This window comes from Phormidium sp. FACHB-592, from assembly GCF_014695795.1.
GTDB lineage: Bacteria > Cyanobacteriota > Cyanobacteriia > Leptolyngbyales > Leptolyngbyaceae > Stenomitos.
Window position 1 is genome coordinate 64176 of record NZ_JACJOZ010000030.1, and the last position, 14219, is coordinate 78394.

General features: G+C 48.7%; 11 protein-coding genes. 6 read left to right on the forward strand and 5 right to left on the reverse strand.

Annotation, left to right across the window (positions count from 1 at the left end; genetic code table 11):
• Positions 1–91: 91 nt before the first annotated feature.
• Positions 92–499 (reverse strand): biopolymer transporter ExbD, encoded by a 408-nt coding sequence (locus H6F86_RS06485; protein WP_190447291.1) that lies wholly within the window; start codon positions 497–499, stop codon positions 92–94.
• Positions 477–1139 carry a MotA/TolQ/ExbB proton channel family protein gene (locus H6F86_RS06490; RefSeq protein ID WP_190447292.1) on the reverse strand — a complete coding sequence of 221 codons (663 nt, stop codon included), beginning with the start codon at positions 1137–1139 and terminating at the stop codon, positions 477–479. Before H6F86_RS06490 ends, H6F86_RS06485 begins: the two co-directional genes overlap by 23 nt.
• Positions 1140–1663: 524 nt before the next feature.
• On the opposite strand from H6F86_RS06490, the gene H6F86_RS06495 reads away from it, so the two are divergent.
• Together H6F86_RS06495 and H6F86_RS06500 are read left to right on the forward strand one after the other, a co-directional pair.
• Positions 1664–4240, forward strand: coding sequence for a TonB-dependent siderophore receptor (locus tag H6F86_RS06495; RefSeq protein WP_242033405.1), 2577 nt, complete (start codon positions 1664–1666; stop codon positions 4238–4240).
• A gap of 2 nt (positions 4241–4242) precedes the next feature.
• Positions 4243–5370 carry a PepSY-associated TM helix domain-containing protein gene (locus H6F86_RS06500; RefSeq protein ID WP_190447294.1) on the forward strand — a complete coding sequence of 376 codons (1128 nt, stop codon included), beginning with the start codon at positions 4243–4245 and terminating at the stop codon, positions 5368–5370.
• 39 nt (positions 5371–5409) lie between these two features.
• Here H6F86_RS06500 and gyrB read toward each other — a convergent pair whose 3' ends face one another.
• Positions 5410–7347 (reverse strand): DNA topoisomerase (ATP-hydrolyzing) subunit B, encoded by a 1938-nt coding sequence (gene gyrB, locus H6F86_RS06505; RefSeq protein WP_190447295.1) that lies wholly within the window; start codon positions 7345–7347, stop codon positions 5410–5412.
• 127 nt (positions 7348–7474) lie between these two features.
• On the opposite strand from gyrB, the gene miaA reads away from it, so the two are divergent.
• Both miaA and glcD read left to right on the forward strand, forming a co-directional pair.
• A complete protein-coding gene (miaA, locus tag H6F86_RS06510; RefSeq protein ID WP_190447296.1) occupies positions 7475–8593 on the forward strand; it encodes a tRNA (adenosine(37)-N6)-dimethylallyltransferase MiaA in 1119 nt (372 codons plus the stop codon).
• A 57-nt stretch (positions 8594–8650) separates the two neighbouring features.
• Positions 8651–10132, forward strand: a complete 1482-nt coding sequence (glcD, locus tag H6F86_RS06515; protein ID WP_190447297.1) for a glycolate oxidase subunit GlcD — start codon at positions 8651–8653, stop codon at positions 10130–10132.
• A gap of 328 nt (positions 10133–10460) precedes the next feature.
• Here glcD and H6F86_RS06520 read toward each other — a convergent pair whose 3' ends face one another.
• Together H6F86_RS06520 and H6F86_RS06525 are read right to left on the reverse strand one after the other, a co-directional pair.
• Positions 10461–11144, reverse strand: a complete 684-nt coding sequence (locus H6F86_RS06520) for a Rho termination factor N-terminal domain-containing protein (protein WP_190447298.1) — start codon at positions 11142–11144, stop codon at positions 10461–10463.
• Positions 11141–12499 carry an AAA family ATPase gene (locus H6F86_RS06525; protein ID WP_190447299.1) on the reverse strand — a complete coding sequence of 453 codons (1359 nt, stop codon included), beginning with the start codon at positions 12497–12499 and terminating at the stop codon, positions 11141–11143. The genes H6F86_RS06520 and H6F86_RS06525 overlap by 4 nt, the downstream gene beginning before the upstream one ends.
• Positions 12500–13117: 618 nt before the next feature.
• Here H6F86_RS06525 and H6F86_RS06530 point away from each other — a divergent pair.
• Complete coding sequence (locus H6F86_RS06530) at positions 13118–13633, forward strand: pentapeptide repeat-containing protein (protein ID WP_190447300.1); 516 nt, start codon at positions 13118–13120, stop codon at positions 13631–13633.
• Between the two features lie 81 nt (positions 13634–13714).
• Positions 13715–14164 (forward strand): nucleoside-diphosphate kinase, encoded by a 450-nt coding sequence (gene ndk / locus H6F86_RS06535; protein ID WP_190447301.1) that lies wholly within the window; start codon positions 13715–13717, stop codon positions 14162–14164.
• Positions 14165–14219: the final 55 nt, after the last annotated feature.

Sequence of the window (14219 nt, forward strand, 5' to 3'; positions counted from 1 at the left end):
TAGATGAAGTCTATCTGCAAGAAGGTAATAGTTTTATCTTTCATCCCTTATCCCTTATCTTTCATCGTTATCTTTCATCCTGTAGTTTCCATCACTGCCGCTTTGTTGCGATCGCCATTTTTGCGCCTTCCACCTGGCGGATTTGATCCATCACAGCCACCACGCGATCGTGGGTAACGGAACCATCGGCGTTGAGTACCACAACCAGATCCTTACCGGGTTCGTCGAGCTGCCGCACAGCATTAGACAAGGTGTCGATCGCGAGGGGTGACTTGTTCAGGTAAAGAGTGCCTTGTTTGTCGAGGGTAACTGTGGCACGAATGGTCTTTTGTGGCTTGGCAGATTGGGCTTTGGGTAAGTTGACAGCCAACCCTTCAAACCGTCCCAGGAACAGCGTAGACATAATGAAAAACGTGAGGATGGCAAAGATCACGTCAATCATCGGCACGATGTTGATCTGAGATGGTACTTCGGGTTCATCGATCGCGCGTCGTCGCATAGGAAGCCTCCAAAACTTTCTTATACCGTCTACGGTGTAGCAGTTCCAACTCTGCCGAGTGTTCTTGAATCATTGCCAGTTGGCGAATATAGAATCCTCGAAACGTGTTAGCGAAAAATAGTGCTACCAGTGCTACCACTAAACCGAATGCCGTTGAGATCAAGGCTTCACTAATACCAGCAGTGACATTAGCCGTTTTGGTACCGCCAACATCGCCCAAGTTGAGCGCACTAAAGGATTGAATCAGTCCCAACACAGTACCGAGCAAGCCCAGCAATGGCGAGATCGTAACAATAGTATCAAACCCATTGCTGAAGCGCTTAAGGATGGGGACTTCTGCCTGTGTCGCACCGTCGAGTGCTAGCGCCAGTTCTTCTGGTTCTGCCTCTTCGAGTGACATTGCTGCTAAAAAGATGCGCGCCATCGGCAGATCAATATTGCGTTCTAGCTTTTCGATAGCCAGAGACGGATCAGTTCGATACATTGCCAACGCTTCTTTAATTACCTTTTCCTGACGGCGGTTGACGCGATACCAGAAGATCGTGCGTTCTATAATGAGGGCGATTGCCACAACCGAAAACAAAAGCAGAGGAATCCCCACAATCCCTGCTGCCACTAGAATTTGACCCAGACTTTGCATAGCACTTCTTAGGAATATTGGAGTTGCAGACCAAGCTGTCAAAGTTGAACAAGCAACAAACTGACAGAAGATTTCAAAAGCACTATAGAGCTTAGTAGGAACTTATATCAAGTAGTCAGCCAAATTAATTACGGCTGCGTATCGCAATGTACACGATCGCTAAAAGTGAAATTAGCGTTAGCGAAACAGAAAGCAATCAGACTAATTCTCAATCGTTCAAGGCAGCTTATTCAGAAAAGTGATGGCTTCTTTAAGGCATCTGTCGGCTCTAAAAAGCTGAAGCCCTTTCTGGAGAAGCATTATCCCTGCTTCAGTTGATCCAGTCCACCTTATCTTTTGATGCGGAAAAGCTTGACTTTAGTCACCAGCCATCATAAGTTTTTAACCATTACTAAAACTAATTCGCAATAAGCTAAACCGGCTTTGGCAAAACAGTTGGGGAAGTAGTGTCATCCGTCTACTAATGGCGGGCAGTTTTTGTTGCAAATACCATCGTCTGTGTGTGGAGAAGTATTGTGAATCAAATGCATTTAGGGTTGGGGATCACGATCGCGTCTCTACTGTCACTGAATCTTGCCCATGCAAAGGCTGAGGTGAGGGAACTTCAAGTTAAGAAATTAGCGGCGGTAGAAGCTCAGAGCCAGGCAGCGGTAGGGACTCGACTGAAGGATTTCGATCGCCCTGCCACAACCCTCAAAGAATGGGAGGAAAAACTCGAAAACTCAAAACTGATCAGTCAAAACGCTCCTGTGACGGTCACAGATGTGCAAGTGAATCGCGTTGATGATGGTTTGGATGTCGTCTTAGAAATTGAAGAAGGCAAACCACTTTCAATCGATGCCACCAATTTTCGGGCTGAAGGCACTAGCCTGATTGCAGATATTCCCAATGCGGTGCTGGCGCTACCCAATGCTCAGGAGTTCAGTGCTGAGAATCCGAGTGAGGAAATTGCTAATGTCCGTGTGACGCAGTTGGATGCCTCCACCATCCGAGTAAACGTGACAGGCAGTAAGGCGCTGCCCATGTCAGAAGTAACCCTAAGAACTGGAGCATTAGCCTATAGCCTTAATCCAGAAGAGGGCGACCTGGATGAAGAAATTGTGGTGACAGGAGAAGGGCAGCGGGGTTACTTTGCGCCCAATAGCTCTACTGCCACAAAAACAGATACCCCCATTTTGGAGATTCCTGGTTCTGTTCAAGTCGTTCCGCGCCAAGTCTTGAATGATCAGCGGGTGATTCGAGTTGGAGATGCAGTACAAAATGTCAGTGGAGTCAGCAATTTAGGGCAGTACCAGGGCTATGAGGATTTAATTTTCCTTCGTGGTTTTCAGGTTTCTACCTTTCAGGGAAGTTTCTTTCGAGATGGTGTTCGTACATTCACGTTTGGTTCTCCTGACACCACCAACTTAGAACGGATTGAGGTGCTCAAAGGTCCGGCATCCATTTTATTTGGGCAAGTGGAACCGGGTGGCATTATTAACCTGGTGACGAAACAACCATTGCGCGATCCCTACTACGCGGCACAATTAACCATTGGGAATTTTGATACCCATGAAGGGGCAGTAGATTTATCTGGTCCCTTAAATGATGAGAAGACTATTCTGTACCGTCTCAATACGTCTTACCGAACGGCAGGTAGTTTTCGCGATTTTGTAGACAAGCAACGGTTTTTTCTTGCCCCTTCTCTTACCTTTCAACTGGGTTCTAATACCTCATTAAGGCTGGATGCTGAGTATACCGATGATTCGGTCGGCTACGACACTGGGCTTGTTGCGATCGGCGATCGACCTGCCAATATTCCCATTGGGCGTTTTTTGAATGAACCGTTTAGCAACTTCAGCAAGGAGGAATTTGGTGTTGGCTATGTGTTCAATCACCGCTTTAGCGATAACTGGTCAGTGCGAAACAACTTCCGGTATCAGAAACAGAGACCTGAGCGTTATGGTCCCCAGCCGGATGCATTGGATGAAGTGACAGGGGAATTGTTGCGATCGCAATATTGGGCTGGAGGTTATTACGAAAACTTCTTCACTGATACGAATGTGCTGGGCAAGTTTTCCACTGGTTCCATTGCCCATCAATTATTATTCGGCTTTGAATACAGCAAAACTATTGAAAAGCCTGAGTTTCGCTTTGGGTTTGAGTATCCATCGATCAATATCTTCAATCCGGTTTATGCCAGGTTGCGCTATCCCAAGGATCCAATTGGCTATCGGGATGACACCACCAGTACAGTCGGGATTTATGTGCAGGATCAAATTGCACTTCTCCCAAATTTGAAGCTTTTGTTAGGTGCTCGCTACGACACGTTTAAACAAAACCGGGTATTTGAATTTCAGCCTGATCCACGCCAGGAGTTTGAACAGTCTGATGGGGCTGTGACTCCACGCTTTGGGATTGTTTACCAACCCAGTGAAACAGTATCTCTTTATGGGTCATACTCGCGATCGTTTAGACCGTCTTTTGCGGCTGCGCGTAACGGTGATAATTCTGCCTTTGAGCCGGAAACGGGTGAGCAGTTTGAAGTCGGGGTGAAAGCTCAAGTCACACCCAGACTCATTGCTACGCTAGCAGCCTATCATTTGACTAAGCAAAATGTCACCACTGCTGATCCCAACGATCCATCGGGGCTATTCCAGATTCAAACTGGGGAAGTCACTAGCAAGGGGATTGAGTTGGATGTGTTGGGCGAAATTTTGCCCGGATGGAACATCATTGCCTCCACCGCTTATATAGATGCGCGGATCACACAAGATAACGTGCTACCTGTAGGCAATTTTTTAGACAACATTCCTGAATGGACTGCCAGTTTGTGGACAACGTACGAGATTCAAACGGGGAATCTGAAGGGGTTAGGGGTCGGGCTAGGACTCTATTACGTTGCGGCTCGATCAGGTGATTTGGATAATACCTTTGAATTACCCAGCTATTTCCGCACGGATGCAGCCTTGTTTTACCGACGCAACAATTGGAAGGCGCAATTGAACGCCCGTAACCTCTTTAATGTAGAGCACTTCACCGGATCTTCGTTTGGCGATCGCTTACAAGTCATTCCCGGTGCGCCTTTCACTATTTCTGGCACTGTATCAGTAGAGTTTTAGCGATGAGATTACGCATTCCTGCTCTGATTTTGCATCGCTGGATTGGTCTTTTAGTCGGTCTTCTGCTCATTATCATTAGCTTAACGGGAAGTTTGTTGATTTTCTCTGATGAGCTGGATCATGCTTTCAATCCTCAGTTATGGCATGTGGAACCACAGGGAGCGATGCAATCGCACCAGGAACTTGTGGAGAGTGCAAAAGAACTTTATCCCGCCCTAAAAGTACATCGCATCACGGTGCCATCATCACCCGATGTCGCCTATACGGTGATGATGGCAGGTGCTAAGGACGATTACACTGATGTGTATCTCAATCCCTTTAACGGTGAGGTGCTTGGCTCTCGCCCCTGGAAACAGACGATCGGGGGCTTCTTAATCGAACTGCATGTTCACCTTTTGGCTGGTGAGTTTGGGATGCAAATGGTTGGTATCTGTGGGGGACTATTGCTACTAATGGGAATCACGGGTCTAGCACTGTGGAATGGCTGGCGCAACCTGAAGTACGGCTTGACGATTCGCTGGCGGGCGCCCTGGCAATTGATTCACTATGACGTACATAAGGCGATCGGAGTTTTATCAGTTGCTTTTCTGTCACTGATTGCTGCTACTGGCATGGCAATGGTCTTTTGGACACCCTTTGAGAATGCAGTCTATCATCTAACGCAAACCTCAAAACCAGTAGAAGTAGCTTCACAGGTTGCTATGGGTAAAGCGCCAATGGCGATCGATGAAATACTGCAAAAAGCTGAAGCCGCCTTGCCGGGTGCCAAACTATTCAAGTTTTTTCCCGCAAAGAAACCAGAAGCCACATTCAATGTTTGGATGCATTTCCCACAAGAACATGAATTTAATAAAGATCCTTATCTTTATCTAGACCAATACACGGGAGCCGCTTTGCGAGTTGATAATCCTAAACAAGCGTCACTTGCTACCCGCATTATGTCGGCTCAATATATCTTGCATGTCGGCAATTACGGAGGCTGGCTCACTCGTATGCTTTACTGCCTGGTCGGGTTCGCCCCTTTAGCTCTTGCAATGACTGGCTTTGCGCTCTGGCAACGTCGCCGCTGGCAGGCAGCCCATCGACGAGAAGCAATGCAGCATAGTCAACGAATCACCGCTAAACCATAACGACAGACAAAGCAAGCTTTGCCTATCGTTAAAATGCACCTAAATATCCAGGTCAGTCAGATTCAATTTAGGTGCGTTTGCCTCAATAAATTCACGACGAGGAGCCACGCGATCGCCCATCAAGACGGTAAAGATACGATCGGCTTCGGCTGCATCTTCAATCTCAATCCGTCTGAAGGTGCGGCTCTCTGGGTTCATGGTGGTATCCCAAAGCTGCTGCGGCATCATTTCACCCAACCCTTTAAAGCGCTGGATATCGTACTTAGCGTTCTCTGGGAACCCAGCAATAATCTCGTCGCGTTCACGCTCGCTGTAGCAATAGTGATGGTTGCGACCCCGCTCAATTTTATATAGTGGCGGGCAGGCAATGTAGATGTAACCCTGATCCACCATCGATCGCTGGTAGCGGTAGAAGAAAGTGAGCAGCAGCGTCCGAATATGCGCGCCATCCACATCTGCGTCGGTCATGATGACAATGCGGTGATAGCGGAGATTGGATGGATCAAAATCTTCACCCTTAATGCCCAGACCTAGAGCGGTAATAAGCGCCTGAATTTCTGTGTTTTTGTAGATTTTAGCATCGTCAGTTTTTTCAATATTGAGAATCTTGCCCCGCAGTGGCAGAATTGCCTGGAAGCGGCGATCGCGCCCCTGTTTCGCACTACCGCCCGCAGAGTCACCTTCTACAATAAAAATTTCCGATTCCGATGGATCTCTAGAGCTACAGTCTGCCAGCTTACCAGGCAATGTAGACGACTCCAGTACCGACTTCCGCCGTACTAGTTCACGCGCCCGTCGTGCCGCTTCGGCAGCGTTAAATGCCTGAATCGCTTTTTCCAGGATGGCATCGGCGACACCGGGACGAAACTCCAGGTACTCCGTCAGCACTTCACCAACCAAGGAATCCACAATACCCCGAACTTCAGTATTCCCTAGCTTCGTCTTGGTTTGTCCTTCAAACTCAGGGTTCGGCACCTTAACCGAAATCACGCCCGTTAAACCTTCACGTACGTTCTCCCCTGCCAGGTTCGATTCACCGTCTTTCAGCTTGTTGCGTTTGCGGGCGATCGAGTTCATCGTTCGCGTCAGTACCGCCTTTAAGCCTTCCAAGTGGGTGCCACCGTCGATCGTGCGAATGTTGTTTGCAAAGCCCAGGAGGTTGTCACTGTACGCATCAACGCACCACTGCAAGGCGACTTCTACCTGCACATTGTTGCGCTCACCCTGCACAAAGACCACTTCCTCATGCAACGCTTGCTTATCGCGGTTCATGTAGGCGATGTACTCACGGATACCGCCTTCATAGAAATACGTTTCAACGTGTGGCTCATCGCTCTTAATGACATCCAGCCGATAGTCTGTAAAGGTGATTCGCACACCGCCATTGAGGTATGCCAACTCGCGCAACCGCCCAGACAGCGTGGCATAGTCAAACTCAACCGTCGTTGTAAAAATCTGAGCATCTGGCTTGAACGTAACCGTGGTGCCTCGACGTATTTCTGTACTAGGATGCTCCACTAGCTCGGTCACTGCCGCGCCCCGTTCAAAGCGCTGGACGTGAACCTTATCCTCTCGCCAAACGCTGACCTCTACCCATTCAGAGAGGGCGTTGACGACTGAAATACCAACTCCGTGCAGCCCACCTGATACTTTGTAACCGCCATCTCCAAACTTGCCGCCCGCATGGAGGATCGTCAGCACAGTCTCTACGCCAGATTTGCCTGTGCGAGGGATAATGCCTGTGGGAATGCCACGACCGTCATCCTCAACTGTGACGGAGCCATCGGCATTCAACGCCACTTGAATAGCGGTACAATAGCCTGCTAGCGCTTCATCGACGGAGTTATCAACAACTTCATAGACTAAATGGTGCAGTCCTCGTGGTCCGGTGGTGCCAATGTACATACCCGGACGCATCCGTACAGCTTCAAGACCTTCTAAGACTCGAATCTGCTCGGTATCGTAATTGTTCGTCATGGATGAGGCGCTCCGATAGTTAGCCTGAGGCTGTCACAGGCTTCATAATAGCAAAATCTATCAAAATTATAACACAAAAGGGTTTTAAGCGCTTTTAGGGCGATTTCAAGCGTCATTTATGATAGGGATGGATCAACCTCTTTTAACTGTACCGTTGCCCACCAACTCTAGTTTAACCGAAAGTAATACATCCGTACCATATCTGATAGTGGTTTGCGGTGCCACAGCTACAGGAAAATCGGGGCTGGCGATCGCCCTAGCAAAACGCCTCCGTGAAACAAAACGAGTTGATCCTGTCATTCTCAGTGCCGATTCGCGCCAAGTGTATCGAGAATTTAACATCGGCACTGCCAAACCCTCGATCGCCGAGCAACAGCAGGTGCCCCATTACTTGATTGACATTTGCGATCCCACCGAGACGCTGACCGTAGCAGAGTATCAGGAGAAAGCACAGGCGTTGATTGAAGGGGGAAAGGCAGGAGGCAGGAGGCAGAAGGCAGAAGGCAAGGGTGGGGAATCTGGGGGGGCAGAAGTCGGAAGTCAGAACTCAGAAACGAACTCAAAACTTAAAACTAAAACCTCCCCCATTCCCTACTCCTCACTCCCTAATCCCTCTTTGCTTGTTGGCGGTACTGGACTGTACATCAAAGCGATCGTCCGTGGGCTAAAAATTCCGCAAGTCGCGCCTCACATGGAGTTGCGATCACAGCTACAAGCCCTTGGGCAACTACAGCTTTATGCGTTTCTGCTACAGGTCGATCCGGATGCGGCGGCAAAGATTCATCCTAATGATCGGGTGCGGACGCTACGAGCGCTGGAGGTTTTTTACGTGACGGGTTGCCCGCTGTCGGCGCAGCAGGGCGAGAAGCCACCGACCTATCCCATTCTGCAAATTGGCTTGGATTGTGAAAGCGTGGAGCAGAGCGATCACCGCATTGCTCAGCGAACTGAAGAAATGGTGGCGGCTGGCTTTGCAGACGAGGTGCAATACCTGTGCCAGAAATATGGTGCTGAGTTGCCGTTGCTGGACACGTTGGGCTATGCCGAATTTAAGCAACATTTGGCTGGAGACCTTTCACTGGAAGAAGCGAAAGCGCTCACGGTGCTGCATACACGCCAATTTGCCAAACGACAGCGCACCTGGTTTCGGGCTGATCCGGCGATCGAGTGGTTTGATGCCGACAGCCCTGCTTTGGTGGAACAGGTTTGGCAGCGAGTACAAGAGTTTCTGGCAAATCGTCAATAATAGAAGAGCAATCCCTCCGACCACCGAGCAACATTCACTACTTAGTCTTAGATCACTATGCTCATTCAGGAACCCCAGCAAGAGACAAAACGCGATTGGCAGCCGATCGTCCGTGAGTTTGAAGCCATCTTGGGCAAAAACGGCGTGGTTCGCAAACGCGAAGAATTGCTGGTGTATGAATGCGATGGGCTGACCAGCTACCGCAATCGTCCCTCCGTTGTCGTCTTGCCTCGCACTACGGAAGATGTCGCCGCTGTGGTGAAGGTGTGCGATCGCTACAACCTTCCCTTTGTCGCACGCGGTTCTGGTACGGGTCTTTCAGGGGGTGCATTACCAACTAATGATTGCGTCCTCATCGTCACTGCACTAATGAAGCGCATTCTCGACATTGATCTGGAAAATCAGCGGGTCGTCGTCCAGCCTGGAGTTATTAATAACTGGGTGACGCAAGCAGTGAGTGGTGCTGGTTTCTACTACGCACCTGACCCTTCTAGCCAGATTATCTGTTCGGTGGGTGGCAATGTTGCCGAAAATTCCGGTGGCGTTCACTGTCTTAAATATGGTGTGACAACCAATCATGTCTTGGGATTGAAGCTCGTTCTGCCGGATGGGGCGATCGTTGATGTTGGTGGCACTGTTCCTGAAATGCCAGGGTATGACCTCACTGGGCTTTTTGTAGGCTCTGAAGGCACCCTAGGCATTGCCACTGAGATCACGCTCAAAATTCTCAAAGCCCCAGAAGCGGTGCGTGTGTTGCTGGCAGACTTCACCAGTATTGAAGCCGCAGGCGCAACCGTTTCGGACATCATTAGCGCTGGCATCATTCCTGGCGGCATGGAAATGATGGACAACTTTAGCATCAACGCGGTCGAGGATGTTGTGCGTACAAACTGCTACCCCCGTGATGCTGTAGCAATTTTGCTGATTGAAGTGGATGGGTTAGACGTTGAGGCAGAAGCAAACAGCCAGCGCGTCGAAGCCATCTGTTTTCAGAATGGTGCCCGTAGTGTGCGGATCGCCACGGATCCCGATGAACGGTTAACCTTGTGGAAAGGACGCAAAGCTGCCTTCGCTGCGATGGGCAAAATTAGCCCTGATTACTACGTGCAGGATGGCGTGATTCCCCGCACCAAGCTGGAGTATGTGCTGAGGGAAATTGAGACGTTAGGTGAGAAACACGGCTATAACGTGGCAAATGTGTTTCATGCAGGTGATGGCAACCTACATCCCTTAATTCTGTACGACAATGCTGTTCCGGGCGCTTTGGAACAGGTGGAGGAATTGGGTGGGGCGATTCTCAAGCTTTGTGTGCAAGTAGGCGGCAGCATTTCAGGTGAACATGGCATTGGTGCCGACAAGCGCTGCTATATGCCAGAGATGTTTACCGACGCTGACTTGGAAACAATGCAATGGGTGCGACAGACCTTTAACCCTAGAGAACTCGCGAATCCTGGCAAGATTTTTCCAACACCACGTACCTGTGGTGAAGGGGCAGGGTCAAGCGTGGCAAAGCAATTTGAAGGTGTGGAACAGTTTTAGGCGATCGCGCCCACCCACTTATTGAAGCAAGTGCCGCATTCACTCTCTATCAGAACGGTCTTCTGTAAACTGGTCGATCGCCTCTCGCATTCCTTCAGAATAAGGTTCCAGGATAGTTGATGCGACGTGCAAATCGGCAAGTGCCTAGACTGAACGCTTCGGAGTCTGGATCAGTTGTTTCAAGGACTTTGATGGCAGAAATCGCCTGTTCTAGCTGAGGTAAATAGTCAGCCATATGTTGTTTGAAGCTGATGCAAGTCAGCATTTTGCGATCACACTCATCAAGCCGTTGAAGGAAGCGATATTTTGTGTAGAGTTTTCTTACTAACTACTGGCTCAGTAGGTCAACCAGATCGGGCTTTTTCAGCTTGGTATAGCCAGCGATTTCCCGCTTCTTTGCCATTGTCTTCAGTTCCGCAATGGTTAGAGTCTGCAAAAGTACACGATCTTTAATTACGTCAGGTAATGGTTGCGGTGTTAAGTAAAATACTTGCTTCAAGACATCGAGTTTCTTGCCTTTCGTGATGCCGCACTTGAGCGCCACGATCGCATCAAAGGTTTTCCAATATTGTCGTGGGGCTTCCTCAATACGATTAGTTGCCACCGAAGGTTTCACGCCCTTCAACGCACTAGCAGGTTGTTCAATCAGATACTCCAGTGCTGCCATGATTTCGTCTCTGGATGCGGTTGAGAGATTTACTTTAGGAATGGCTTCACCCGCAAGCAGTTGGGCAACGTTAGCGGTTTCTTGGCTGGAATCTGCAATGATGCACCAAACTCGTTCTAAACCGGCTGCTTCTGCTACGGCATAGATGAAGGCATTACTAATAACCTCATATTGATCTTTGTCTGTTTCTCTCACAATCACAGGCAACCAGTTGCGTCCACCGGCATCATTCAGTTGCTTTGCCGTTGCGGTGATTAAAAATTCTGACGCATCAGTTCCTTTACCTGGATCGATTTCATCCAAGTACAAATGCATAAGATTGCCAACATCAGTAAATGTGCTCATTGTAGAAAGTACTCCTTTGCTAGAGCCAAATAGTAATCACGGGCTGTTTTATCGCGGTAAGTAGCAGGAATGCGTGAGAACGCAGCATTGGCGATATTAGCGTAGCTAGGCACTTCAAAGATATGTAAATCTCTCTTGGCATTTGTATACCGAGGATAAAAATGCGGTACGAGATCAAAGCCATCTTTTCTTGCCAGCTTGACAATGTTATTCACCTCGTGTTGAGCGGCAGCCAATTGAGGAGGAGTAATTTTTTCGCCGTTGAAGAAGATGGGTAGTGCGATTGGGATAACATCACCTCGCTCTTTCTGAGCTTCAGGAATGAATTTCTTCATTACAAGTGCAGCATTTTCCAAAGAAAACAGGTTGTTGTGCTTAGTTGGCATCAAAACTACATCAGCAGCATAAACAGCCAGTTGACTAAAAATGCGCCAGTTGGGCGGCGAGTCAACCAAAATGTAGTCGTATTCAGACTTGAGTGGTTCTAAGCTTCGACGCAAGTATTCAGGCTTGAGCTTTTGGCGAAGCTGCACCTCATCAAGTTGTTTCTTCTCCTGATCGATGTCCTCAACGAAGCGCTTATCCGCAGGGATGACATCAAAAGAGAACGCTTTACCTAATGCCTTGGACGTTACTACAAACGGTTTGATCGCAGGACGTAGGTCGCCGTTGCGAGTCATTAGCGCCTCGGAAACATCACCCTCATTTGCTATCAACCCTAAAGAACTGGTGAGATCTTGCTGATTGGGATCGCAGTCTACAACCAAGACCTTCTTTCCCAGTAAGGTGAGGATCGCAGCGAGATTAACAGTGGTAGTGGTTTTGCCAACGCCGCCTTTATTGTTGTAGACCGCGACTGTTAACGCTTTGGTAGGCTGCTCAATTTGTCGGCGTAGCGAAGCAATAAGTTTGTCGGCGTTTTCGGGCGTAATTTCAAGACACGCTGTTACTGGGTGAATGACCTTACCATGTTTACGAAAAAGCTGAATATGGACAGAGTTAGTAATGATGCCCCATTGTGCGCTTTGGCAACTACTGCCTAAAAGGTAGCGTTTAAGCTGTGCGACTGTACTTTTGTATCCTGCTGAACCTTCACATAGGTTAATGTCTTGACCTTTCAGTTCAATTAAAAGATAAGGATTAGCCTTTGTATTTAGGAAAACGTCTTCCCCACTTTTCTTGCGAACGGCATAGTCAACGGCACCTTTTCCAGTGTCATATTGTGGATACACTTCACCTGTCCCAAAGCCTAGCGCTGCTAGGAGAGCAGGCTGAATAAATTGATGGTCGACAACGGCTTCTTGAGCATCTGTTGGGAGACTTTGTAGAGCTGTCTGCAAGCTAGTGGGTGGCATGGGCAAAAGTGTGTAAGGGCTGTTTGAGCAAGGCTAACTACCTGAATCGTTCCCACGATGGGCTATCTTCTAACCGTGATCGTTGGTCATGCAACCCCGAAGCTTACTTGTTGAAGCTTGTTACATTCTTACTGCTCCTACAACCATCTGTCTGGTTCTTCACTAAATGCTCATGAGAGAGATAAAGAGCTAAGAACCTACATCAATCGCCAGATGTAGACTACGACATACGGCAGTTCACGCACTCTTGATAGAAAATCTGTGATCAATTCAGTTCTGTGCTCTGAAAGCTTCTTTCAGAACAGCATCGTTGGAATTTCAAGCGCGATCATTCCGACTTAAATCAACAAATTTCCTACTTGAAACTTGAAGTAAGACTGCCTCAAGTCTCAACCGAAACATTGCGGCTTCAAACAAGACCGTTCCAATAGCAACCGAGACGACGGCACCCCTAAAGCCTTCATGCCTGCAGAATCTTCTGCCCTTTGCCCTTTGCCCTCTACCTTCTGCCCTTTGCCCTTTGCCTTCTCCCTCCTATCACAACCGCCGAAACACCAGCAGGCAAGCAAAGGGTGTTAAGTTTGACGATGGCAAGCGGTTCAACCAACTTAAATTCCTATGCGTCTTCTTCAATTTTTTTGGCAGCCTTTGTGGGGTGTGCTCCTGGCAGTTTTGCTCACCATCACCGCACTACCGTCTCCTGCCCAAGCCGCTAGTTCAGCCGCTGTACGAGCCTACGATGCGGCTGAGGCAACCCTCAAAGACTACTCTGGGCAAAGCTTAATCAGAGAAGAATTTACTGGGGCACAGCTACAAGGTGCCAACTTCAGTGGAGCCGATTTGCAAGGTGCGGTGTTCAATGGCTCAGATCTCGTTGGTGCAAACTTGCATGGTGCGAATCTCAGCAATGGGATTACCTATCTCACTAATCTGACTGATGCAGACTTAAGCGACGCTATTCTCACATCAGCAATGATGCTCAAGTCTATTTTTCGGAATGCAACGGTGACAGGTGCCGATTTTAGTGATGCCGTGCTCGATCGCACCCAGGTCGTGCAACTCTGCAAAACTGCCAGTGGCACTAATCCCGTTACAGGCGTAGACACCCGTGAATCCCTTGGCTGTCCTCCCTAGTTCTTTTGCCTTTTACCTTTTGCCTTTTACCTTTTGAGCTAATCTGGTGCTGTAACAGTTGATTAAACTCCAGGAGTTGCTTTGGAACGGACATTTTTGGCAATCAAGCCCGACGGCGTACAGCGCAAACTCATCGGCGAAATCATCCGTCGCTTTGAAACAAAAGGGTTCACTCTAGTTGGCTTAAAGCTGATGAATGTCAGCCGTGAGCTAGCAGAGACCCATTACGGCGTACATCGAGAACGTCCTTTCTTTGCTGGGTTAGTAGACTTCATCACGTCTGGTCCCGTTGTGGCTATGGTCTGGGAAGGCGAAGGCGTTATTGCCTCTGCGCGTAAAATTATTGGCGCTACCAACCCTCTAAATGCTGAACCAGGAACGATTCGCGGTGACTTTGGGGTGAATGTCGGTCGCAACCTGATTCATGGCTCTGATGCACCTGAAACGGCACAGCAAGAGATTAGTCTCTGGTTTAAAGAAGAAGAACTCGCAAACTGGCAGCCCTCGCTGCTGTCGTGGATTCACGAGTAGCTTGCCTTGAGAAAGCGGGGTTCTAGGCGAGTGTGATTCATACTCATCTGATCAG